The organism is Sphingomonas montanisoli, assembly GCF_008274695.1.
GTDB lineage: Bacteria > Pseudomonadota > Alphaproteobacteria > Sphingomonadales > Sphingomonadaceae > Rhizorhabdus > Rhizorhabdus montanisoli.
This window is the reverse complement of record NZ_VTOU01000003.1, coordinates 364,085-387,080: the sequence shown is the minus strand read 5'-3', so window position 1 is coordinate 387,080 and position 22,996 is coordinate 364,085. Positions and strand designations below refer to the sequence as shown.

Sequence of the window (22,996 nt, the reverse complement as noted above, 5' to 3'; positions counted from 1 at the left end):
CTTATTCCCCCTTCAGATCGGCGTGCCCCGTCTCCACCAGATCGACGAACCGCCGCGCGGCCGTCGACAATTCCCTGCGCCGGATCATCCACAGGCTGCTCATCGCCTGCTGATCGTCCAGTTCGCGGAACATGATATTGTCCGGGTGGAGCGCGGCAAGCGAGCGCGTAATGACCGTGATACCCATTCCCACCGCGACGAGGCCGAGCAACGTCGTCAGGCCGGCCGCTTCCTGTACGACGTGCGGGGTAAAGCCGGCCTTGGCGCACAGCGCCTCCAGATGCTCGTTGAAGCCCGCGCCATAATCCGGCCCGTAAAGGACGAAGGCTTCGTCGCGCAGGTCGGCGATAGACGGCGCGCGACGGCGGGCGGCGAGCGGATGATCGCTGCGCATCGCGACCATCAACGGTTCGTCGAACAGCCGGGTCGCGACCAGCGTGGGCGCCATCGGCGGTTCGCCCAGGCCGCGGACGAAGCCGACGTCGAGCCGTTCCTCGCGGATCCGGTCGAGCTGCTCGCCGCGCGCCATCTCGGCCAGGTTGAGCCGCACCGCAGGAAAGGCTTCGCGGAAGGACGAAAGCGCATTCGCCACGACCGCGTTGAACGGAACCGACGCCGAAAATCCGACCGACAATTCGCCAAGCTCGCCGCGCTGCGCGCGTCGCGCGACGTCGATCGCATGGTCCGCCTGGTCGAGTGTGCGCCGCGCCTCGATCAGAAACAGTGTGCCCGCCTCGGTCAATCCGACGCGCCGGCTGGTCCGTTCGAACAACGCGACGCCCAGCTCGTCCTCCAGCGCGCGGATCTGCTGGCTGAGCGGCGGCTGCGATATGCCGAGCCGTGCCGCAGCGCGGCCAAAATGCAGCGTTTCGGCGACGCCTACGAAATAGCGGAGATGGCGCAGTTCCATTTGCGATCGATATGGATCATGTATCAATCAAGGTGCAATCGATATTAGACGCCCCAGCGTCTATGATGCAGTGCGGAAATAATTAATCGTCCGCGACTGGGGGGAAGCGGAGAAGTCCGGGGTTCGCGCCGCTTCTCATGGTTGCTGTTCAATGACCGCCCTCGTCCGGATTGCGCTTACGCGACCGTTGACGTTCATCGTGATGGCGCTGCTGATCCTGATCGGCGGTACGATCGCGGCGCTGCGCACGCCGGTCGATATCTTCCCCGAGATCAAGATCCCTGTCGTCGCAGTGGTGTGGGGCTATGCCGGCCTGCCGCCGTCCGAGATGGAAGGCCGCATCATCGGCAATCACGAACGCGTGCTGACGACGACGGTCAACGATATCGAACATATCGAAAGCCAGTCGATGCAGGGCATCGGCGTGATCAAGATCTTCTTCCAGCCGGGCGCCGACATCCGCACCGCGACCGCGCAGGTCACTTCGGTGTCGCAGACGGTGCTTCGCAACATGCCGCCGGGCGTCAATCCGCCGCTGGTGCTGAACTACAACGCATCGACCGTGCCGATCCTGCAGCTTGCCTTGTCGGGGCAGGGGCTGAACGAGCAGCAATTGTTTGATCTCGGGCAGAACCAGATCCGGCCGGCGCTGGTGACGATCCCCGGCGCGGCGATGCCGTTCCCGTCGGGCGGGCGCCAGCGCCAGATCCAGATCGATATCGATCCGGTCGCGTTGCAGACCAACGGCCTGTCGGCGCAGGACGTCGCCAATGCGGTCGCCGCGCAGAACCAGATCAATCCGGCCGGCTTCGCCAAGATCGGCATCTTCCAGTACAGCATCCACCTGAACAACGCCCCGTCCTCGGTCGAGGAGCTCAACAACCTCCCGATCAAGGTCGTGAACGGCGCGACGATCTACATGCGTGACGTCGCGCACGTCCGCGACGGCAGCGCGCCGCAGACGAACGTCGTCCATGTCGACGGGCATCGTTCGGCGCTGCTGACGGTGCTGAAGAACGGTGCGACCTCGACGATCGCGATCGTCGAGGGGGTCAAGGCCAAGATCCCCGAACTGATGAGCGGCCTGCCGCCGACGCTGAAGGTGCTGCCGATCGGCGATCAGTCGCTGTTCGTGAAGGCTGCGCTCGAAGGCGTGGTGAAGGAGGGCGCGCTCGCCGCCGCGCTCACCTCGCTGATGATCCTGCTGTTCCTCGGATCGTGGCGGTCGACCGTGATCATCGCGGTCTCGATCCCGCTCGCGGTGCTGGCGGCGATCGCGGCGCTGGCGATGTTCGGACAGACGCTGAACGTGATGACGCTGGGCGGCCTCGCGCTCGCGGTCGGCATCCTCGTCGACGATGCGACGGTGACGATCGAGAACATCAACTGGCATCTCGAACAGGGCAAGGGCGTGGTGCCCGCGATCCTCGACGGCGCGGCGCAGATCGTGACGCCAGCCTTCGTCTCGCTGCTGTGTATCTGCATCGTGTTCGTGCCGATGTTTGCGCTTCCGGGCGTCGCGGGCTTCCTGTTCGTGCCGATGGCGCTGTCGGTGGTGTTCGCGATGATCGCGTCGTTCATCCTGTCACGTACGTTGGTGCCGACGATGGCGATGTATCTGTTGAAGCCGCATGCACCCGGTCATGGCCACGAGGCTGGCGAACCGGGTTCGCGCAACCCGCTGGTCCGCTTCCAGCGTGGGTTCGAGGTGCGGTTCGAAAAGGTGCGTGATGGCTATGGCGACCTGCTCGGCCGCGCGCTGAACGCCCGCAAGCCGTTCATCATCGGCTTCCTCGCCGTGGTGCTGATCAGCTTCGTGCTGGTGCCGTTCCTCGGCCGCAATTTCTTCCCGACGGTCGATTCGGGGCAGATGATGCTCCACGTCCGCGCGCCGATCGGTTCGCGGATCGAGAACACGTCGGCCGAATTCGATCGGATCCAGCGGCATATCCGCCGCATCCTGCCGGCGGGCGAAGTCGAAACGATCATCGACAATATCGGATTGCCGGTCAGCGGCATCAACGTCGTCTATAACAATTCGGGCACCGTCGGCCCACAGGACGGCGACATCCTGATCTCGCTCAAGGAGGGGCATGCCCCGACCCAGGAGCATATGGCGACGCTACGGCGCGAACTGCCCAAGCTGTTCCCGTCGTTCACCTTCTCCTTCCTGCCCGCCGACATCACCAGCCAGATCCTGAACTTCGGCTCGCCCGCGCCGATCGACATTCAGGTGACGGGCCGCAACGTCGCCGCGAACCGCGCCTTCGCCACCAAGATTCTGAAGGGCATTCGCAGCATCCCCGGCGTCGCCGATGCGCGTATTCAGCAATCGGCGCGCTATCCGCAGCTCGACGTCAACGTGAACCGATCGCGCATCGGCCAGTTCGGGCTCACTGAGCGCGACGTGACCAACAGCGTGGCGACGACGCTGGCGGGCACGCTGCAGACCGCTCCGGTCTTCTACCTGAACCCGCAGAACGGCATCACCTATCCGGTGGTCGGCCAGACGCCGGAATATCAGATCGATTCGGTAGCCAGCCTGTCCAACATCCCGATCGCGGGGCCGGCGGGCACCGGGGGCCAGCAGGTCTTGGGCGGCATCGCCGATATCAAGCGGTCGAGCACGGCGGCCGTCGCCAGCCACTATAATATCCAGCCGGTGATCGACATCTATGCCGCCCCCGCGGGCCGCGATCTGGGCGCGGTGTCGGGCGACATCGCCAAGGTGATCAAGCGGCTGGAAAAGGACAAGCCAGACGGCATCACCGTCACGATGCGTGGCCAGTATCAGACGATGAACGCGGCTTTTTCGGGCCTGGGCTACGGCCTGCTCGGCGCGATCGTTTTGATCTACCTGTTGATCGTCGTGAACTTCCAGAGCTGGCTCGATCCGTTCGTAATCATCACAGCACTTCCCGCCGCGCTGGCAGGGATCGTCTGGATGCTGTTCGCGAGCGGCACGACATTGTCGGTACCTGCGCTGACCGGCGCGATCATGTGCATGGGCGTGGCGACCGCCAACTCGATCCTGGTCGTCAGTTTCGCGCGTGAACGGCTGGCCGAGCTGGGTGACGCGACCAAGGCCGCGCTCGAAGCGGGCATGGTCCGTTTCCGCCCGGTGCTGATGACGGCACTCGCGATGATCATCGGCATGGCGCCGATGGCCTTCGGTCTCGGCGAAGGTGGCGAGCAGAACGCGCCGCTCGGCCGCGCCGTGATCGGCGGGCTTGCCTTCGCCACGATCGCCACGCTTCTTTTCGTCCCCGTCGTCTTCGCGGTCGTCCATTCGCGCCGCGCGTCGAAGCCTTCCGAACCGGAACTCGCCCATGTCTGATCTCCGCGACCGCAACCTCCGCCGCTACGGCATCGGCGCCGGGGTCGTAGCCCTGGCGATCGTCGCGATCGGGATCGGCACCCGTGTCATGGCCGATCGCGAACTGGCCGATGTCGCTGCCGACAACGACATCCAGGCCGTCAGCGTGATCAAGCCGACACGCGGCGCCGAAAGCGACGGATTGATGCTGCCGGGCAACGTCCAGGCGTTCAACAGCGCGGCGCTCTATGCGCGCAGCAACGGCTTCATGCGCCGCTGGCTCGCCGACATCGGCGACAATGTCGTGGCGGGGCAGACGCTGGCGATCATCGATGCGCCCGATATCGACCAGCAGCTGGTCGCCGCGCAGGCTGATTATCAGACCGCCGCCGCCAATCAGTCGCTGGCGCAGACCACGGCCAAGCGTTGGGAAGCGATGCTCGCCAAGGATGCGGTTTCGAAGCAGGAAACCGACGAGAAGCGCGGCGATCTTGCGGCCAAGCGCGCGGTCGCCAACGCGCAGGCGGCGAACGTGCAGCGGCTGCGCGCGCTGCAGGGCTTCACCCGCATCACCGCGCCCTTCGCCGGTGTCGTCACGCAGCGCAATGCCCAGATCGGCGCGCTGATCGTCGCGGGTAATGCCGCCGCGCAACCGATCTACACCGTTGCCGACGTTCACCGCATGCGCATCTACGTCCGCGTGCCGCAGGGCTTTTCGGGCCAGATCCGGCAAGGGCTGCATGCCAGGCTGACCGTTCCCGAATATCCGGGCCGCAGCTTCGACGCGGTGCTGACGCGCACCGCCGGCGCGGTCGATCCGACGTCGGGCACCGTGCTGGTCGAACTGCAGGTCGCCAATGGCGATCGCGCGCTCAAGCCGGGGTCGTTCTCGCAGGTCGAATTCCCGGTCCACAATGCCGGCACGATCAGCCTGCCCGCCAGCGCGCTGATGGTGCGCGATGACGGCACCAGCGTCGCGATCGTCGGCGCCGACGGCAAGGCGCGCATTCGCCCGGTCACGATTACGCGCGACAATGGCGCCACTGTCGAGATTGGCACGGGCCTGACGGGCACGGAGCGCGTGATCGACAGCCCGCCCGACTCGATCGAGAATGGCGATCCGGTCCGCCCCGTTGCCGTCCCTCCCGCCACCCCTGCGAAGGGCTGAGGTAAGCGGGATGCGGCCTTTCGCGTTCCTGCCTGCGCTTCTCCTCGCCGGCTGTTCGATGGCGCCTGCCTATCGGCCTGCACAGGCGCCGGTCGCGGCGGCATATAAGGAACAGGTCCCCGGCTGGGCAGAGGCGGCGCCCGCCGACGCAGCACCGCGCGGCGATTGGTGGACGGCGTTTGGCGATCCGGTGCTCGACGATCTCGAAGCCCGTGCGGCGACGGCGAGCCCGACGATCGCAGCGGCGGTCGCGCGCTATGATCAGGCGACCGCGATCGCGCGCCGCGCCAATGCCGAAATCTTCCCCGAAATATCGGGCGGCGGCACGATATCGCGCGAGCGGCTGTCGGCCGGACGGCCGCAGTCCAACGGCACCCGCCCCAAATATACCGACAAGACGATCGGCGGCAGCTTCGATTGGGAAATCGACCTGTGGGGCCGGCTGCGCGATGGTGCACGCGCTGGCGTCCTCGAACGGCAGGCGAGCGCCGCCGATCTCGCCTCGGCGCGGCTGAGCCTGCAGGCGGCGGTCGCCAGCGGCTATTTCGCGCTGCGCGGATCGGACGCCGAAATCGCGCTGCTGCGACGGACGATCGATGAGTTCGCGCGCGCCGAGAAGCTGACCGACGATCGCCACGAAGGCGGCATCGCCTCGGGCCTCGATCTCGGCCGTGCGCAGACGCAGCTGTCGGGTGCACGAGCCGATCTGTCGGAGGCTTTGCTCGATCGCGCGATGCTCGAACATGCGCTGGCTGCGCTCATCGGCGAAAGCCCGTCGACCTTCACGATCGCTTCGGCGGCGATGTCGGCCAGGCCGATCGCGGCGCCGGTCGCCACGCCCAGCCAGTTGCTCGAACGCCGTCCGGATATCGCGGCGGCCGAACGCCGCATGGCCGCCGCGAACCAACGGATCGGCGTGGCGCGTGCGGCGTGGTTTCCCGCGCTCACGCTGGGCCTCGACGGCGGGTGGCAGACGACCAGCGGCGATATCCTGACCAAGGCGAACAGCTTCTGGGCGCTGGGCCCGCTGTCGCTGCTCGGCCCGATCTTCGACGCGGGCCGCCGCACCGCCGACGTTAAACGTGCGCGCGGTGAATTCGATGAGGCGTCGGCCGAGTATCGCGGCACGGTGCTGGGCGCCTTCCGCGAGGTCGAGGACAATCTCGCCGCCGCGCGCGAGCTGACGTCGGCTGAGCGCGATCAGGATGCCGCCGCCGCCGCGGCGACGCGCACCGGCGATCTTGCGCTCACGCGCTATCATGACGGCGCGTCGGATTATCTCGAGGTCGTCATCGCGCAGACGGCTGCCCTTCAGGCCGAACGCGAGGCGATCGGGGTGCGCGTGCGTCGGCTTCAGGCATCGGTGCAACTGGTCCGCGCGCTCGGTGGTGGTTTCGACAGGACGGCCCTCGCGCAAAAGCCCTAAGGCTATCGTTCGCTCGACAACGATTCGCCTTGACAAATTAGAACAAATGGAGTACAAATTTGTTCGTTACGCATATGCGCGTGGCTCTTTCTCACGGTCGGGCGGACTTCACTCTCGCGTAAGTTTCTTCGGGGAAGAGATTCCGGCTATGACGTAGTGACAACTTCCACAACTTCCGACGCTGCGAATCGATGATCTCTCCGGCACCCTTTTGCCTCGATCCGCGTTCGGAGCGTGATGAAGCTTCAGCCCATTGACCGCGTCGACACGATAGACTCGCAGCCGGGGATTCGCCGGAGCCGACGGGGCAGGGGTTGGCGGTTCACGGGGCCGGATGGCGATCTGGTTCGTGACGCCGATGATCGGATGCGCATCCTCGGCCTCGGTATCCCGCCGGCATGGAAGAAAGTGTGGATCAATCCCGATTCCAAGGCGCCTGTGCAGGCAACCGGGATCGATGCCGCCGGGCGCAAGCAATATCGCTATCACACCAGCTGGCGCGAGGCGCAGGACGAGGCGAAGTTCGCGAATCTGCCCGCCTTCGCCGAATATCTTCCGCGAGTGCGGGCGCAGGTCCGCAAATCGTTGAAGAGCGACGATCCGTGGGAACGCGCGCTGGCGGCGGCGGTGCGGCTGCTCGATGGCTTCGCGATCCGCGTGGGATCGAGCGATTCCGCGCTCCACGGCAGCTATGGCGCGACGACCCTGCTCAACCGGCATGCGCGGATCAAGGGCGATACGGTGACGCTCTGCTTCTACGGCAAGCATGGCATCCGCGCCGACCTGTCGGGCAAGGATGCCGCGCTGGCCGCCGCGCTGGCCGAGCTCAAGAAATCGGCCAGCGGCGATCTCTTCGCGCTACGCCCGGGGCTGCGCGTCCATGCGGCCGACGTGAACGAATGGATCTGCGAACTGACCGAAGGTCACGGCACGGCCAAGACCTTCCGCACCTGGCGTGCCTGCGCGATCGCGGCGGGCATGCTCGCACGCGGCAAGCGCACCTCGGTCAAGACGATGCTCGAGGCGGTGGCCGACAGCCTTGGCAACACCCCCGCCGTCTGCCGTAAATCCTATGTCGCCCCCGCCTTCATCGACATCGCCAAGGCAGGCGAGACGATCGCCATCCCCGCGACCCCGAAGGCTCTGCGCGCGAACGAACGGGCGAGCCTGGCGGTGCTGACCGCTTAGGAGCGGACGAAGGGAAACACCTCTTCCTCGACCAGCTTGAGCATCTTGAGCGCCTTGGCGGGTGCGATGCCGGCGAGCAGGGGGTTGAACAGCACTTCGCCTTCCGGTCCCAGATCGTCGATCAGCGCGATCGCTTCCTCGGGGTTCAGGATCAGATAGGGTTCGGGCTTGCCGGCTTCGCGGACATAGGGGCCGCGGAAGAGGACGCCGCCTTCGCTCGGCGCCTTGCCGCCATCGTCGCGGATCTGGTTGGTCTGCTCGACATAGGTGCGGTTCACATGGTCGATGTGGGGCATCAGTTCGGCCTCGACCTTCGCCTTGTCGTCCTTCGTCACCCACAGGAACATCGGGCCGCGCCTGGCGCGCGGGCCGGGATCGGGCTTACCGTGGCGCTGGCAGGCTTCGCGATACAGCTCCCAATGCGCGACCGTAGCCGACTGGAAGCTGTCGGCGAGCCGCGCGGCCCGATCGATCGCGGCGGGGGTGACGCCGCCCAGATTGATCGGGACATGGCTTTGGACGGGAAGCGGGCGCAGCCGCACCGTTGTCCCGCGATAGTCGAACGGCTCGCCTGTCCACGCCGTGCGCAGGAAGGGGATCAGCGCGTCCATCGTCTTGCCGCGCTTGGTGAAGTCGGCGCCGAATGCCTGGAAATCGGCGGGCTGGGTGCCGATTCCCATGCCCAGGATCAGCCGCCCGTTGAGGCAGAGATCGGCGACCGCCACCTCCTCCGCCAGCCGCAATGGCTCGTAGAGCGGGGCCAGGACGACGTTGGTCTGGAAGCGGATCGTCTTCGTCCGCGCCCCCACCGCCGCCGCGAAGATCAGCGGACAGGAACTGAACCCGTCGTCATTCTGGTGATGCTCGCCCACCCCGGTATGCGCAAAGCCCTGTTCGTCGGCCCAGGCGAGGCAATCGAGCGCACCGGCATAGATATCGGCGCCCGACACACCGAATTCGGGCGGATGGCGCAGGTCGAAATTCATGATGCGCGGCACGAACGATCCTCTCTGTCTTTCGACAGGAGGTTAGCGCGGGGCGCCGGCGATCGAGTCCTGCGATGACGCCCGATCCGGAATTCCGGATTATTGCGGGCGACGTTCCTCTGCACGGCGCAGGATTTCGAATGCCGCCTGCACCGCCTGGAAACGCACCGCCGCCTGCGCGTCGTTGCGGTTCACGTCGGGGTGATTGGCCTTCACCAGCCGTCGCCATGCCGTCTGGATCGCCTCGAACGTCGCGTCGCTTTCCAGTTCGAGCGTTTCGAGCGCGCGTAGCTGGTCGCCGGTCCAGCGACCGTCGCCGGGTCCGGCCCAGCCATAATGCGATGCCTCGGCATAGCCGGCGGACGAACGGCGCTCATCGCGCTCGCGCTCGGCAGCTTCTTCGGCGCTCAAGCCCTGAAAATAGTCCCAGTTCTTGTTATATTCGGCCGCATGGTCGGGGCAGAAATACCAGCGATCGGGGCTGTTGGGCGATTTCGGCGCAGGGCAATCGCCCGGATTCTCGCAACCATGCCGGTCGCAGATGCGCACCTTGGTCGCCCCGCGCTCGCTGCCATAGCCGCGCCAGCGGGGGAAACCCCAGTCGTTCGATCGAGAGGATGGTCGCGCCATAAGATCCCATCATAACGCGCGAGCCGTGAACGGGCCATTGCAGCGACCAAAAATATCGCTTCCGATCAATTGATGAGTTTGGTGAACGGTTTCCAACGCCATCAGTAACGCGAATTTTACGCCCCCCGGGCTACACCGTTCGACGTGGTTCGGGAGAGTGTGCCGGGGCCACGGCGTAACCTGGTTGTATTCGGGGTAGTATCATGGCGTTGATTCAGGCGAACGCCGCGCTTGCGGGCGCGGCCGAGGTTATGGGCTCTCTGCTGCGCGCGGATGGCGCCGCCGGCCACCCCTGGATTTCGCACGACATCTTCCAGTCCGGGCGCGAAACGTCGCGCAACCTGGCCGATGCGGTTCACCATATCGCGAATATCCACGGCGGGCAGCGCGGCATCGTCGATTGGGCGCGCGAGAAGGGCGGGGCGGAGCACGAGCAGCGTTGGCTCGACGAAGCCGCACAGGGCTTCGCCGCCGAACGCCTCTATCTGTTCAAGGTGGTGACAGCGGTCGGCCCGTTGCCGAGCACGCCGGGCCAGGCGCATTGCGAACAGGCGCTTGCGGGGCAACGGCACGCGATCGAGATGCTGGGCAAGTCGGATCGCACCGGCTGCGCGCTGGGCGCCGCCCTCACGCTGATGCTCGATTGGCGCGCGATCCGCAGTCTGATCGATGCGGCGGCGCAGCGTTTCGGGGTCGATCTCGTCCCCCCCGCGCTTCCGCCCCGTGGCGCGACGCTGGACGTGCCGACGGGTGCCACCCCCGGCGTCGAGCGCGCGATTGCCTTCGGTGCGCAGCAGATGCTCGCTCAGCATCGGGGGCTGTGGGATCTGCTCGCGTCGCGCGCCGCCGCCCGCGCTGCCGGATAAATACCGCCTTTTCGTTGCGCCGCAGCGCACGCCGCCTTATCGATCTCCATAACGGGTTATGGAGATCGGCGTGCGTTTCGAAGGAACCAGCAACTATATTGCCACCGCGGACCTGAAGGTCGCGGTCAACGCTGCGGTGACGCTGCGGCGCCCATTGCTGGTGAAGGGCGAGCCGGGGACCGGCAAGACCGTTCTCGCGCACGAGATTGCGGCCGCGACCGGCGCGCCGCTGATCCAGTGGCACGTCAAGTCGACGACCAAGGCCCACCAGGGTCTGTACGAATATGACGCCGTGGCGCGGCTTCGCGACGGCCAGCTGGGCGACGAACGCGTCCACGACATCAAGAATTATATCCGCCGCGGTAAATTGTGGGACGCCTTCACCGCGCCCGTGCTGCCCGTGCTGCTGATCGACGAGATCGACAAGGCCGACATCGAGTTTCCGAACGATCTGCTCCAGGAGCTCGATCGCATGTCGTTCGACGTGTACGAGACCGGCGAGACGATCGCGGCGAAGGAACGGCCGATCGTCGTCATCACATCGAACAACGAGAAGGAACTGCCCGACGCTTTCCTGCGCCGCTGCTTCTTCCACTATATCAAGTTCCCCGATCGCGAGACGATGCAGTCGATCGTCGACGTCCACTTCCCCGGCATCCAGAAGTCGCTGGTCAGCCGCGCGATGGACATCTTCTACAACATTCGCGACGTTCCCGGCCTCAAGAAGAAGCCGTCGACCAGCGAATTGCTCGACTGGCTGAAGCTGCTGCTGGCGGAGGACATGCCGCTGGAGGTGCTCCAGTCTGCCGACCCCAAGAAGGCGATCCCGCCGCTCCACGGCGCACTGCTCAAGAACGAGCAGGACATCATGCTGTTCGAACGGCTGGCGTTCCTGAGCCGGCGGCAGGGGAACTGACGTGAGCGTCCCCTCCCTTGCGGGAAGGGGAGATTAGAGGGCGCTACATCCGCGCGGCGCGGTCACGCTTGTAATTGCTGATCAGCTCTCGGTAGCGGCCGGCGATGCGTTGCTGGCCGCGGCGGGCTTCGACGGTGGGGGCATAGTCGGCGCGGATGAGCGCGACCTGCTGGCGGTGGTAAAGATAGTTGAGGTCACAGGTCATCGGGCCTCTCCTTGCCACGCCCTCTTCGGGGCATCCTCTCCTTGCCGATACGCGGTTACCCGCACCTCGGCCCGCTTCGCGACTCGGGGTCGGGGCTGCGGTGCACGAAGAGTATCACTTGCCTGTGGATAAGTCGGCCATAAGGGGAATCCCATAGGCCCGTCCGCGGCACGGCTTGGCTCGACGGCGCCGATCCGATTTGCCACAACGGACGAAATTTTCGGAAAGGCACCGGTATGAAATTGTCGCGCGCGCTGCTGCTTCTCTCGCTGACGGCGTCGTCGGCTGCGATGGCGCAAACGCCGCCGATGGAGGTCGACATCCCGTCGAGTTTCGACGCGACCACGCCTGCCGCCGATTATATCCGGCGCGAAGTGATGATCCCGATGCGCGATGGCAAGAAGATGTTCGCCGTCATCGTCATGCGTAAGGGCACCACCACAGCGCCGATCCTGCTGACGCGCACACCCTACAATGCCGCCAAGGCGACGAGCCGCAATGCGAGCCAGAAGATCGAGGAGATCGTGCCGATCTCCGACGCCGAGTTCGTCAACGACAACTATATCCGCGTCTATGAGGATGTGCGCGGGCGCAACGGATCCGAGGGCGACTATGTGATGAACCGGCCGCTGCGCGGTCCGCTCAACGCCACCGACACCGATCATGCGACCGACGCCTATGATACGATCGACTGGCTGGTGAAGAACGTGCCCGAGACCAACGGGCGCGTCGCGATGACGGGATCGTCCTATCCGGGCTTCACCACATTGATGGCGACGATCGATCCGCATCCGGCGCTCAAGGCCGTGGTACCGATGTCACCGATGGTCGACGGCTGGATGGGGGACGACTGGTTCCACAACGGCGCCTATCGTCAGGCGGGCTACGACTATTTCGTGTCCCAGATGGCGCAGAAGGGCGATGGCGACGACGTCGCATCGGGCACCGGCGATCAATATGCGCTTTGGCTCAAGGCGGGATCGGCGGGCGATTATGTGAAGGCCTATGGCCTCGATAAGCTGCCGCAGAGCCGGAAGATGCAGGAGCATCCGGCCTATGACGATTTCTGGAAAGGCCAAGCGGTCGACAAGCTGCTCGGCGCGCGGCCTTTCACCGTGCCGATGATGCTGGTGGTCGGGCAGTGGGACCAGGAGGACAGCTATGGCGCGCCTGCCGTATTCCGCGCGCTGAAGGCCAAGGATCCGGGCGGCAATCTCCACCTCGTCGTCGGGCCGTGGCGGCATTCGGGGGTGAATTATGACGGGTCGTCGCTGGGCGCGCTGCGCTTCGCGGGCGACACCGCGCTCCAGTTTCGCCGGGACGTGATGAAGCCGTGGCTCGACCAGTATCTCAAGCCCGGCGCGCCGAAGTTCGACGTGCCCGCCGCCTACACCTATGCGACCGGCCTCGATAAATGGCAGGGGACGGCGGACATCCTCGATACGCCGCTCAAGCCGCTCTATCTCGGCGCGGGCTCGAGCCTCGGCTGGGACAAGGCGGCGAAGGCCGACCGCGACACCTATCTGTCCGATCCGGCCAAGCCTGTGCCGTTCGTGCCGCGCCCGGTCCACTGGGGCGATGCCGATCAGTGGAAGCCGTGGCTCGTCAGCGACCAGCGTTTCGCCGACAGCCGCCCCGACGTGCTGACCTACGTCACCGAGCCGCTGACTAAGGCAGTCCACATTCGCGGGCGGCCGAAGGTCGATCTCTATGCAGCGACCACGGGCACCGACAGCGATTGGGTGGTAAAACTCATCGACGTCTATCCGGAGGAATATACGTCCGATCCCAAGCTCGCCGGCTTCCAGCTGGGCGTGGGCATGGAAATCTTCCGCGGCCGCTATGTCGACGGGTTCGACAAGCCGCATGCGCTGAAGCCGGGCCAGGTCGAGAATTACAAGTTCGAGCTGCCGACGGTGAACCACGCCTTCCTGCCCGGGCACCGCATCATGGTGCAGGTCCAGTCGAGCTGGTTCCCGCTCTACGATCGCAACCCGCAGACCTATGTGAAGAACATCTTCTTCGCGAAGACCGGCGACTACCAGAAGGCGACCCAGAGCGTGTTCACCGGCGGCGCGACCGCCAGTTCGGTGATGCTGCCCGTGGTGCAAGATTGATCCTCCCCGGAACGGGGAGGGGGACCATGCGTAGCATGGTGGAGGGGGTGCCCGGCTGGGTGCAGCGCCTGCCGCCCGCCCCCTCCACCGCTTCGCGGTCCCCCTCCCCGTTCCGGGGAGGAACCGCAGGAGGAGAGATGCGATGTCGAACGACGACAAGACGAACGAAGCCGAACTGACCGGCACGACCCAGCGCCGCCGCCCCAAGCCGGGGGTGCGCGAGGTGGGCGGGCGCAGGCTCAAGCCCGCGACGCTGATGATGGGGCACGGCTATGATCCGATGCTGTCCGAAGGATCGCTCAAGCCGCCGATCTTCCTGACCTCGACCTTCGTGTTCGAGAATGCGGCGGCGGGTAAGCGCCACTTCGAGGGCGTGACCGGCAAAAGGCCGGGCGGCGCGGAGGGGCTCGTCTATTCGCGCTTCAACGGGCCGGATCAGGAGATCCTCGAGGAGCGGCTGGCGATCTGGGAGGATGCCGAGGCGGCGTTGACCTTCTCGTCGGGCATGTCGGCGATCGCGACGGTGATGCTGGCGATGGTCGAGCCGGGCGATGTGATCGTCCATTCGGCGCCGCTTTATGCCGCGACCGAGGGGCTGATCGGCAAGATCCTCGGCCGCTTCGGGGTGCATTGGCTCGATTTCCCGGCGGGCGCGACCCGCGAGGAGATCGACGCGGTGATCGCCGGCGCCAAGGCCAAGGGGCGGGTTGCGATGATCTACCTCGAAAGCCCCGCCAACCCGACCAACGCGCTGGTCGACGTTCAGGCGGTGCGTGCCGCGCGCGACGCGGCCTTCGGTGGCGCGGAGAAGGTGCCGCCGGTCGTGATCGACAACACCTTCCTCGGGCCGCTGTGGCAGAAGCCGTTGCTGCACGGCGCCGAACTGGTCCTCTACAGCCTCACAAAATATGCCGGTGGGCATTCGGATCTGGTCGCGGGCGGCGCGGTGGGATCCAAGGCGCTGATCGATCAAGTGCGCGCGATGCGCAACACGATCGGAACGATCACCGATCCGCACACCGCGTGGATGCTGTTGCGGTCGCTCGAGACGCTGGAACTGCGCATGAGCCGCGCGGGTGAGAATGCGGCGAAGGTCTGCGCCTATCTGCGCGATCATCCGAAGGTCGAGCGGATCGCCTATCTCGGTTTCCTGAAGGAAGGATCGCGGCAGGCCGACATCTACCAGCGCCACTGCACGGGCGCGGGGTCGACCTTTTCGCTATACCTCAAGGGCGGGGAAAAGGAGGCGTTCGCATTCCTCGATGCGCTCAAAATCGCCAAGCTCGCTGTGTCGCTGGGTGGTACCGAGACGCTGGCGAGCCATCCAGCGGGGATGACGCATCTGTCGGTGCCCGACGAGCGAAAGAAGGCGCTCGATATCGGCGACAATCTCGTCCGTATCTCGGTGGGTGTCGAGGATGCCGACGATCTGATCGCCGATTTCGAACAGGCGCTGGAGGCGGTTTAAAATCCTCCCCGGAACGGGGAGGGGGACCGCGTAGCGGTGGAGGGGGCGGGAGGCAGGCGCTGCGCTTGTGGGCAGCCCCCTCCGTCGCCTTCGGCGCCACCTCCCCGTGCCGGGGAGGATCTACGGGGCGGAAAAGTCCGGAAAGCCGTAGCTCTGGGCAACCAGCATGGTGTGCGTGCCCGCGACGTGGTTGATGATCTGAACCACCTCGCGGGTATAGCGCAGCAGGGCATAGGGATTGCGGTAGGATGCGCTGATCAGGATATCGAAGGCGTTCGATCCGTGGATGATGCTGGCGTTGGTCAGCAGGATCGGCAGCTTGCCCTCTTCCAGATTGTCCGCGATCCACCCGCGAGATCGGGCGATGATCTCCTGAACGATCCGCTCCTGGCTCGGCTCGGGGCCATCGCGGCTGACCTCCCAGGCGAGGCGCTCCTCGCGCAGCGTGCCCAGATTGACCGATACTGCGATCAGCCCCTGTTCGGGCAGCTGCACCTTGGTCGAATGGCCGCGCGGCCAAAGTACTTCGGCGACACCGCCGTCTGCGATCAGTCGGGCGAGTGCCTTCGCGGCGGAACGCTGTTCACCATCCTCCAGCGGGCTGCCGTCGCCCTTGCCGACGCGGGCGAGGAATTCGGGGCTTGCGAGAAGCGACTCGCGATCGTGAAGCGTGGGGAATTCCGCCGCCAGTGCGTGCAGCAGCCTTTCCGCCGCACCGTTCTTCGCGTCCGATCCGCCCTTGCTCGCCATGTCGCCCCCGTACTGTATGAGGAGACTATAGCAGCAACGCGATGAATGTCACTTATGCGGCTGCGGCGTCGGCTTGACGAAAGTGGGACAAAAGAAAAGGCCCCGGGGATCGCTCCCCGAGGCCTTTCCTGTGTTCGTTCGGTCGGAAGGCAGGACTTAGAAGTCCATACCGCCCATGCCGCCCATACCACCCATGCCACCGGGCATGCCGCCCATGGCCGGCTTGTCCTCGGGGCTGTCCGAGATCGCCGCTTCGGTGGTGATCAGCAGGCCGGCGACCGAGGCCGCGTCCTGCAGAGCCGTGCGAACGACCTTGGTCGGATCGATCACGCCGGCCTGGACCAGGTTTTCATAGACGTCGGTCGAGGCGTTGTAGCCGCGGGTCTCGTCATTTTCGCGCAGCAGGTTGCCAGCGACGACGGCGCCGTCGACGCCTGCGTTCTGCGCAATCTGCTTCACCGGGGCGGTGATCGCCTTGCGGATGATGTCGATGCCGCGGGTCTGGTCGTCGTTGACGCCCTTCAGGCCTTCGAGAGCCTTCGTGGCATAGAGCAGAGCCGTGCCGCCGCCGGGGACGATGCCCTCTTCGACAGCCGCGCGGGTCGCGTGGAGAGCGTCGTCGACGCGATCCTTGCGCTCCTTGACTTCAACCTCGGTCGAACCGCCGACCTTGATCACGGCAACGCCGCCGGCGAGCTTGGCGAGACGCTCCTGGAGCTTCTCACGGTCGTAATCGCTGGTGGTGTTCTCGATCTGCTTGCGGATCGCTTCGACGCGGCCCTTGATCGAGTCGGCAGCACCGGCGCCATCGACGATGGTGGTGTTGTCCTTGTCGATCGAAACGCGCTTGGCGGTGCCGAGCATGCCGACGGTGACGCTCTCGAGCTTGATGCCGAGGTCTTCCGAAATCATCTCACCGTTGGTGAGGATCGCGATGTCCTCGAGCATCGCCTTGCGGCGATCGCCGAAGCCCGGTGCCTTGACGGCCGCGACCTTCAGGCCGCCGCGCAGCTTGTTGACGACCAGGGTGGCCAGAGCCTCGCCCTCGATGTCCTCGGCGATGATCAGCAGCGGACGACCCGACTGCACGACCGCCTCGAGGATCGGCAGCATCGCCTGGAGCGACGACAGCTTCTTCTCGTGGATCAGGATGTACGGATCCTGCAGCTCGACGAGCATCTTGTCGGGGTTGGTGATGAAGTAAGGCGACAGGTAGCCGCGATCGAACTGCATGCCTTCAACGACATCGAGTTCGAACTCGAGACCCTTGGCCTCTTCGACCGTGATCACGCCTTCCTTGCCGACGCGCTCCATCGCTTCGGCGATCTTCTCACCGACGACAGTATCGCCATTGGCCGAGATGATGCCGACCTGCGCGACTTCCTTGGTGCCGGCAACCGGCTTCGAACGCGCCTTGAGGTCTTCGACGACCTTGGAGACGGCGAGGTCGATGCCGCGCTTCAGGTCCATCGGGTTGATGCCGGCCGCAACCGACTTCATGCCTTCACGCACGATCGCCTGGGCGAGCACGGTGGCGGTGGTGGTGCCGTCGCCGGCGATGTCGTTGGTCTTCGAGGCGACCTCGCGGACCATCTGCGCGCCCATGTTCTCGAACTTGTCCTTGAGTTCGATTTCCTTGGCGACGGTGACGCCGTCCTTGGTGATGCGGGGCGCACCGAACGACTTGTCGATCACGACGTTGCGGCCCTTCGGCCCCAGCGTGACCTTCACCGCGTCGGCGAGGATGTCGACGCCGCGCAGGATGCGCTCACGGGCGTCACGGCTGAATTTCACGTCCTTGGCTGCCATGTTGGCTACCCTTTCGGTCTGGAATTGAAAGAATTAAGGCTGGAAGAGGATCAGCCGACGATCCCGAGGATGTCGCTTTCCTTCATGATCAGCAGGTCTTCACCGTCGATCTTGACCTCGGTGCCCGACCACTTGCCGAACAGGATCTTGTCGCCGGCCTTGACGTCGAGCGGGGTGACCTTGCCGTCTTCCGACTTGGCGCCGCCGCCAACTGCGACCACTTCGCCCTCCTGGGGCTTTTCCTTGGCGCTGTCGGGGATGATGATCCCGCCGGCGGTCTTTGCTTCAGCTTCGACGCGGCGAACGAGCACGCGATCGTGCAACGGACGAAAACCCATGAGCGTCCCTTTCTTTAGGTGGACAAACCGGCGTCGGGGCAAACCGCCCCTCACACCGACGTTGGTTGAACTTTTAGCACTCGCCTAGGTTGAGTGCTAGCGGCGATATGTGGGGCAGCCCCAAGGCTGTCAAGAAGTCCTCTCGACCATTTTTATGACATGCAGAGTGCCGCGCCGACTTCCCGGTGACACGCATTCGCGGATATGGGTGCGCGCTCCCTCCAAACAATCGGCCTCATGCGACCTTTCACCCTTTTCAAGAAACCATTGATCGCGAAGCCTCTGCTCTCTGTGGGGCTCGGCGCGGGTTCGGCGCTTGGCTTCGCGCCACTCAACTGGTGGCCGCTGACGCTGCTTGCGCTCGCTGCGTTGATGTGGATGGCGCTGCGTGAGGGGCGGCTGCGCGGTGTATTGGGTATGGGCTGGCTATTCGGCGTCGGCCATTTTGCGGTCGGGCTGAACTGGATCGCCACCGCTTTCACGTTCCAGGACGCGATGCCGGTGTGGCTCGGCTGGGTCGCGGTGGTGGCGCTGGCGCTCTATATCGGCCTCTATCCGATGCTGGCGCTGGCGGGCGCCTGGATCGTCGCGGCGCTGCCGGGCTGGCATCGGGCGCGAACGGCGGCGAAGGCCGACGACGACCGGCGCGCCAAGCTGGTGAAGATCGTGCCCGTCGAAATGCTGTCACGGCCCGAGGCGGGGCCGTCGATCGTGCGCGATCCCTATGCCTTCATCCTGCTGTTCGCCGGTCTCTGGGTCGTCACCGAATATATCCGCGCGATCGCCTTCACCGGCTTTGCGTGGAATCCGCTGTCGGCGATCCTGATCGACCAGGCGATGGCCGAGCCGGCCTTCGTGGGCCTGACGCGGGTGATCGGCACTTATGGATTGTCGGGGGGCATGGTTTTGCTCGCCGGCATATGGCTGATGGCGGCGCTGCCGGGGACGAAGAATCGGCGGTGGAAGCGCGTGGCGATCGCGCTGATAGCGGCGATGCTGTGCCAGATATTGTCGGCGACCTTGTTGCGCCCGCTGCCGCCAAAGGCCGGGCCGCAGATCGTGGTTGTCCAGCCGAATATCAACCAGAACGAGAAATATGACGCGAAGCTGCAGCAGCTCAATTTCGATCGGCTGGCTTCGCTGAGCGGCAAGCCCGGCGCGGCGCCCCGCCTGTTGATGTGGCCCGAGGCCGCGACCGCCGATTATCTGGAGCTGGAGCCGGTTGCGCGCGAACGGATCGCGGCACTCTTGGGGCCGAAGGATGTCGTCCTGTTGGGCGGCGACGCGCTCGAATATGATCGCGAAGGCATCCTCGTCGGCGCTCGCAACAGCCTGTTCGCGATGAACGGGCAGGGCGAGTTGCTCGCGCGCTACGACAAGGCGCATCTCGTCCCCTACGGCGAATATCTGCCCGCGCGCACCATCCTTTCGGCGATCGGGCTGTCGCGGCTTGTGCCCGGGGATATCGAATTCTGGCCCGGCGCCGGCCCCGCGAGCTTCCCTATCGCAGGCTATGGCAAGGCGGGCGGGCAGATCTGTTACGAGATCATCTTTTCGGGGCAGGTGATCGATCGCAACAACCGGCCCGATTTCCTGTTCAACCCGTCCAACGACGCCTGGTTTGGAAGCTGGGGACCGCCGCAGCATCTGGCGCAGGCGCGGCTGCGCGCGGTGGAGGAGGGGGTGCCGGTGATCCGATCCACCCCCACCGGCATCTCCGCAGTGGTCGACGCCGACGGGCGGCTGCTCGACAGCGTGCCGTGGCATCAGGCGGGCGCGATCAGGACGGCGCTACCTGGCCCGCATCCGCCGACGATCTTTTCCTGGGGCGGCAATGCGCTTGCGATCGCCTTCGGCTTCTTCCTGGTCGCCTTGGGATTTGCGGTGGCCGCAAAGCCACGCTAAAGGCAGACATAAGGAAGTCTTTATATCTTTATATGTGCATCACGGCTAAGCCCGTGACATCATCTCGAAGGACATAAGGTTCGATGCGCAGCAGCTATCTCTTCACCTCCGAAAGCGTTTCCGAAGGCCATCCCGACAAGGTCGCCGACCAGATTTCGGACGCGATCGTCGATCTGTTCCTGTCGAAGGATCCCGAAGCGCGCATCGCGTGCGAGACGCTGACGACCACCCAGCTCGTCGTCCTCGCGGGCGAGATTCGCTGCAAGGGCGTCTATGAAAATGGCGAATGGGCGCCGGGCGCGCAGGACGAGATCGAGAAGACCGTCCGCGCGACCGTGAAGCGCATCGGTTACGAACAGGAAGGCTTCCACTGGGAAAGCTTCCGCTTCGAAAACAACCTGCACGGCCAGTCGGCCCACATCGCCCAGGGCGTCGATGCCTCGGGCAACAAGGACGAAGGCGCGGGCGATCAGGGCATCATGTTCGGCTATGCCGCCGACGACACGCCCGATCTGATGCCGGCGACCCTCTATTACAGCCACAAGATCCTCGAGGTCATGGCGGCCGATCGTCACTCGGGCGCCGCGCCCTTCCTCGAGCCCGATGCCAAGAGCCAGGTCACGCTGCGTTACGAGGGCAGCAAGCCCGTGGCGGCGACCGCGATCGTCGTGTCGACCCAGCATGGCAAGGGCTATGACGAAGGCGCCAAGGAAGCCGAGTTGCACGCTTATGTGAAGTCGGTCGTCGCCAAGGTGATCCCGGCCGCGCTGCTCAGCACCGAGACCGTCTATCACATCAACCCGACCGGCAGCTTCGAGATTGGCGGGCCGGATGGCGACGCGGGCCTCACCGGCCGCAAGATCATCGTCGACACGTACGGCGGCGCTTCGCCCCACGGCGGCGGCGCGTTCTCGGGCAAGGATCCGACCAAGGTCGATCGCTCGGCGGCGTACATCACCCGCTATCTGGCGAAGAACATCGTCGCTGCGGGCCTGGCGCAGCGCTGCACGATCCAGCTCGCTTACGCGATCGGCGTCGCCAAGCCGCTGTCGCTCTATGTCGACACGCATGGCACCGGCACCGTCGGCGACGACAAGATCGAGGAAGCGATCGGCAAGATCGCGAAGCTGGGCGGCATGACCCCGCGCGGCATCCGCACGCACCTCGGCCTCAACAAGCCGATCTATCAGAAGACCGCGGCTTACGGCCATTTCGGCCGCAAGCCTGAGGGCGACTTCTTCCCCTGGGAGAAGACCGATCTGGTCGACGACCTCAAGGCGGCGCTCGCCTAACTTCACAATCCCTTACTGGGGAACGACACGGCGCGGTGCTATCAGCATCGCGCCGTTTTGTTTTTGGAGAGTTTGCCATGCGTCGTCTCATCCCCGCTTTCGCCGCGCTCGCGCTGCTGACCACGCCCGCCTTCGCCGCGCCGTGCAAGGATGCGAAGGGCAAGTTCGTAAAATGTCCCGAGACGGCCAAGCCCAAGGGGCCCTGCAAGGACGCCAAGGGCAAGTTCGTGAAGTGCGGCACGCCGGGCGCAAAGCCGGTCAAATAATCGGAACGGCCGACGGCGATGATCGGTTATGGGCGCTCAATCCAAGGAGCATCCCATGACCGCCATCGCCAATGCCAAGGTTCTGATCGTCGCGACCGACCGGTTCGAGGAATCCGAACTGTTCGGCCCGCGCGAGTCTTTGCTCGATGCCGGCGCGACGGTGGTTCTCGCCTCCGACACGACCGATCCGATCCTCGCCACGGTGCATGACGAGCCGGGCAAGACGATCAAGCCCGACATGCTGATCGCCGATGTCGATCCGGCCGATTATGACGCCCTGATCCTGCCGGGCGGGGTCGGCAACCCGGACAAGCTGCGCATGGACGAGGCGGCGGTCGGCATCGTCCGCGCTTTTCACGCCGCCGGCAAGCCGGTCGCCGCGATCTGTCACGGGCCGTGGTTGCTGGTGGAGGCCGATGTCCTGCGCGGCCGCACCGCCACCGCCTGGCCATCGATCCGCACCGATCTGCGCAATGCGGGCGCGACGGTGATCGACCAGGAGGTCGTCGTCGACGGCAACCTCATCACCAGCCGCAAGCCCGATGATGTTCCTGCGTTCAACAAGGCGGTGATTGCGGCGATCCAGGCCGCCTGACGCAGATTCGGGGTCGCGCTACGCGGCTTCGCATCTTAAAGCGCGCCGCCATGAACGATCCGCTTTCCATCCGCCGCCTCTACGGCCGGCGCACCGGCCACAAGTTGCGCGCGGGGCAGGCCGCTCTGGTCGAACGGCTGCTGCCCGAGATCAGCGTTCCCGAGGAAGGGCCGGTGGACGCCGCGACCCTGTTCGGCGCGGATCGTCCGCTCGCGATCGAGATCGGCTTCGGCCGGGGCGAGCATATGGCGGGGCAGGCGAAGATGCGGCCCGAAATGGGATTCATCGGCTGCGAACCGTTTCTCGACGGCGTCGTTGGTGCGCTGATGAAGGTGGATGAGGATGCCATCCCGAACATCCGCATCCACATGGGTGATGCGATCGAGGTGCTCGAACGGCTGCCCGACGCCTCGCTCGACCGCGCGTGGCTGCTCCATCCCGACCCTTGGCCAAAGGCGCGCCACGCCAAGCGGCGTTTCATGAACGACGGACCGATCGGCCTGATCGCACGCAAGATGAAGCCGGGCGGCGAGTTTCGCTTCGGCACCGACCACCCCGTCTATGTGCGCTGGGCGATGATGGTGATGGGCCGCTCGCCCGATTTCGAGTGGCTGGGCGAGACCCCCACCGACTTCCTTGTTCGGCCCGACGACTGGCCCGAGACGCGCTACGAAGCCAAGGCGCGGCAGAAGGGGCATGAGGTCTGGTATTTCAGATACCGGCGTAAGTAGACCGGGGGTTTGGCCGAGCCCTAGCACTGATTCACCTCACGTTCTTTTCCCGGCGTTCCCTTGCCGTTCCCCCACATTCCCGCTACGGTGATTGCTAGGTGATTTCCAGCAATC

Annotated in this window: 20 protein-coding genes; 13 read left to right on the top strand and 7 right to left on the bottom strand. The window is 65.3% G+C overall.

From position 1 onward, the window contains the following. Window position 1: 1 nt before the first annotated feature. Window positions 2-910: a LysR substrate-binding domain-containing protein gene (locus FYJ91_RS13085; RefSeq protein ID WP_149522718.1), complete on the bottom strand. Its 909-nt coding sequence runs from the start codon at window positions 908-910 to the stop codon at window positions 2-4. Between the two features lie 151 nt (window positions 911-1,061). On the opposite strand from FYJ91_RS13085, the gene FYJ91_RS13080 reads away from it, so the two are divergent. The 4 genes from FYJ91_RS13080 to FYJ91_RS13065 all read left to right on the top strand — a co-directional run bounded on the left by FYJ91_RS13080 (window position 1,062) and on the right by FYJ91_RS13065 (window position 8,008). Next, a complete protein-coding gene (locus tag FYJ91_RS13080; protein ID WP_149522717.1) occupies window positions 1,062-4,247 on the top strand; it encodes an efflux RND transporter permease subunit in 3,186 nt (1,061 codons plus the stop codon). Continuing rightward, window positions 4,240-5,394 (top strand): efflux RND transporter periplasmic adaptor subunit, encoded by a 1,155-nt coding sequence (locus FYJ91_RS13075; protein ID WP_149522716.1) that lies wholly within the window; start codon window positions 4,240-4,242, stop codon window positions 5,392-5,394. The genes FYJ91_RS13080 and FYJ91_RS13075 overlap by 8 nt, the downstream gene beginning before the upstream one ends. Before the next feature lie 10 nt (window positions 5,395-5,404). Further along, the gene (locus tag FYJ91_RS13070) at window positions 5,405-6,820 is read left to right on the top strand and encodes an efflux transporter outer membrane subunit (protein WP_149522715.1); all 1,416 of its coding nucleotides are present in this window, start codon (window positions 5,405-5,407) and stop codon (window positions 6,818-6,820) included. Window positions 6,821-7,057: 237 nt separating this feature from the next. Beyond that, window positions 7,058-8,008: a DNA topoisomerase IB gene (locus tag FYJ91_RS13065; RefSeq protein WP_149522714.1), complete on the top strand. Its 951-nt coding sequence runs from the start codon at window positions 7,058-7,060 to the stop codon at window positions 8,006-8,008. On the opposite strand, the gene FYJ91_RS13060 is transcribed toward FYJ91_RS13065, so the two are convergent. Then, on the bottom strand, window positions 8,005-9,006 hold the full coding sequence (locus FYJ91_RS13060; RefSeq protein ID WP_149522713.1) for an LLM class flavin-dependent oxidoreductase: 1,002 nt from the start codon (window positions 9,004-9,006) through the stop codon (window positions 8,005-8,007). The genes FYJ91_RS13065 and FYJ91_RS13060 overlap by 4 nt on opposite strands. A gap of 87 nt (window positions 9,007-9,093) precedes the next feature. Beyond that, window positions 9,094-9,624, bottom strand: a complete 531-nt coding sequence (locus FYJ91_RS13055; protein WP_149522712.1) for a J domain-containing protein — start codon at window positions 9,622-9,624, stop codon at window positions 9,094-9,096. Window positions 9,625-9,827: 203 nt separating this feature from the next. Here FYJ91_RS13055 and FYJ91_RS13050 point away from each other — a divergent pair, with 203 nt between their 5' ends. Both FYJ91_RS13050 and FYJ91_RS13045 read left to right on the top strand, forming a co-directional pair. Then, window positions 9,828-10,490 carry a DUF6975 family protein gene (locus FYJ91_RS13050; RefSeq protein ID WP_149522711.1) on the top strand — a complete coding sequence of 221 codons (663 nt, stop codon included), beginning with the start codon at window positions 9,828-9,830 and terminating at the stop codon, window positions 10,488-10,490. Window positions 10,491-10,560: 70 nt separating this feature from the next. Further along, entirely contained in the window at window positions 10,561-11,406 is an 846-nt protein-coding gene (locus tag FYJ91_RS13045) for an AAA family ATPase (protein ID WP_149522710.1), read from the top strand. A gap of 43 nt (window positions 11,407-11,449) precedes the next feature. On the opposite strand, the gene FYJ91_RS20675 is transcribed toward FYJ91_RS13045, so the two are convergent. Continuing rightward, on the bottom strand, window positions 11,450-11,611 hold the full coding sequence (locus FYJ91_RS20675) for a hypothetical protein (RefSeq protein ID WP_164857275.1): 162 nt from the start codon (window positions 11,609-11,611) through the stop codon (window positions 11,450-11,452). Window positions 11,612-11,847: 236 nt separating this feature from the next. Here FYJ91_RS20675 and FYJ91_RS13040 point away from each other — a divergent pair, with 236 nt between their 5' ends. Next, window positions 11,848-13,728: a CocE/NonD family hydrolase gene (locus FYJ91_RS13040; protein ID WP_149522709.1), complete on the top strand. Its 1,881-nt coding sequence runs from the start codon at window positions 11,848-11,850 to the stop codon at window positions 13,726-13,728. Window positions 13,729-13,870: 142 nt separating this feature from the next. Next, window positions 13,871-15,196 carry a cystathionine gamma-synthase family protein gene (locus FYJ91_RS13030; RefSeq protein WP_149522708.1) on the top strand — a complete coding sequence of 442 codons (1,326 nt, stop codon included), beginning with the start codon at window positions 13,871-13,873 and terminating at the stop codon, window positions 15,194-15,196. Between the two features lie 120 nt (window positions 15,197-15,316). Here the strand turns inward: FYJ91_RS13030 and FYJ91_RS13025 are convergent, their stop codons facing one another. The 3 genes from FYJ91_RS13025 to groES all read right to left on the bottom strand — a co-directional run bounded on the left by FYJ91_RS13025 (window position 15,317) and on the right by groES (window position 18,093). Further along, window positions 15,317-15,946 carry a hypothetical protein gene (locus FYJ91_RS13025; protein WP_246152618.1) on the bottom strand — a complete coding sequence of 210 codons (630 nt, stop codon included), beginning with the start codon at window positions 15,944-15,946 and terminating at the stop codon, window positions 15,317-15,319. Window positions 15,947-16,102: 156 nt separating this feature from the next. Further along, complete coding sequence (gene groL / locus FYJ91_RS13020) at window positions 16,103-17,755, bottom strand: chaperonin GroEL (RefSeq protein WP_149522707.1); 1,653 nt, start codon at window positions 17,753-17,755, stop codon at window positions 16,103-16,105. A gap of 50 nt (window positions 17,756-17,805) precedes the next feature. Further along, window positions 17,806-18,093 carry a co-chaperone GroES gene (gene groES / locus FYJ91_RS13015; protein WP_149522706.1) on the bottom strand — a complete coding sequence of 96 codons (288 nt, stop codon included), beginning with the start codon at window positions 18,091-18,093 and terminating at the stop codon, window positions 17,806-17,808. Window positions 18,094-18,360: 267 nt separating this feature from the next. On the opposite strand from groES, the gene lnt reads away from it, so the two are divergent. From lnt to trmB, 5 genes are all read left to right on the top strand, one after another. After that, window positions 18,361-19,998 carry an apolipoprotein N-acyltransferase gene (gene lnt, locus FYJ91_RS13010; protein ID WP_246152617.1) on the top strand — a complete coding sequence of 546 codons (1,638 nt, stop codon included), beginning with the start codon at window positions 18,361-18,363 and terminating at the stop codon, window positions 19,996-19,998. Between the two features lie 83 nt (window positions 19,999-20,081). Continuing rightward, entirely contained in the window at window positions 20,082-21,290 is a 1,209-nt protein-coding gene (gene metK, locus FYJ91_RS13005; protein ID WP_149522704.1) for a methionine adenosyltransferase, read from the top strand. Window positions 21,291-21,367: 77 nt separating this feature from the next. Beyond that, the gene (locus tag FYJ91_RS13000; protein ID WP_149522703.1) at window positions 21,368-21,556 is read left to right on the top strand and encodes a hypothetical protein; all 189 of its coding nucleotides are present in this window, start codon (window positions 21,368-21,370) and stop codon (window positions 21,554-21,556) included. A gap of 55 nt (window positions 21,557-21,611) precedes the next feature. After that, complete coding sequence (locus FYJ91_RS12995; protein WP_149522702.1) at window positions 21,612-22,151, top strand: type 1 glutamine amidotransferase domain-containing protein; 540 nt, start codon at window positions 21,612-21,614, stop codon at window positions 22,149-22,151. 50 nt (window positions 22,152-22,201) lie between these two features. Continuing rightward, the gene (trmB, locus tag FYJ91_RS12990; RefSeq protein ID WP_149522701.1) at window positions 22,202-22,882 is read left to right on the top strand and encodes a tRNA (guanosine(46)-N7)-methyltransferase TrmB; all 681 of its coding nucleotides are present in this window, start codon (window positions 22,202-22,204) and stop codon (window positions 22,880-22,882) included. Window positions 22,883-22,996: the final 114 nt, after the last annotated feature.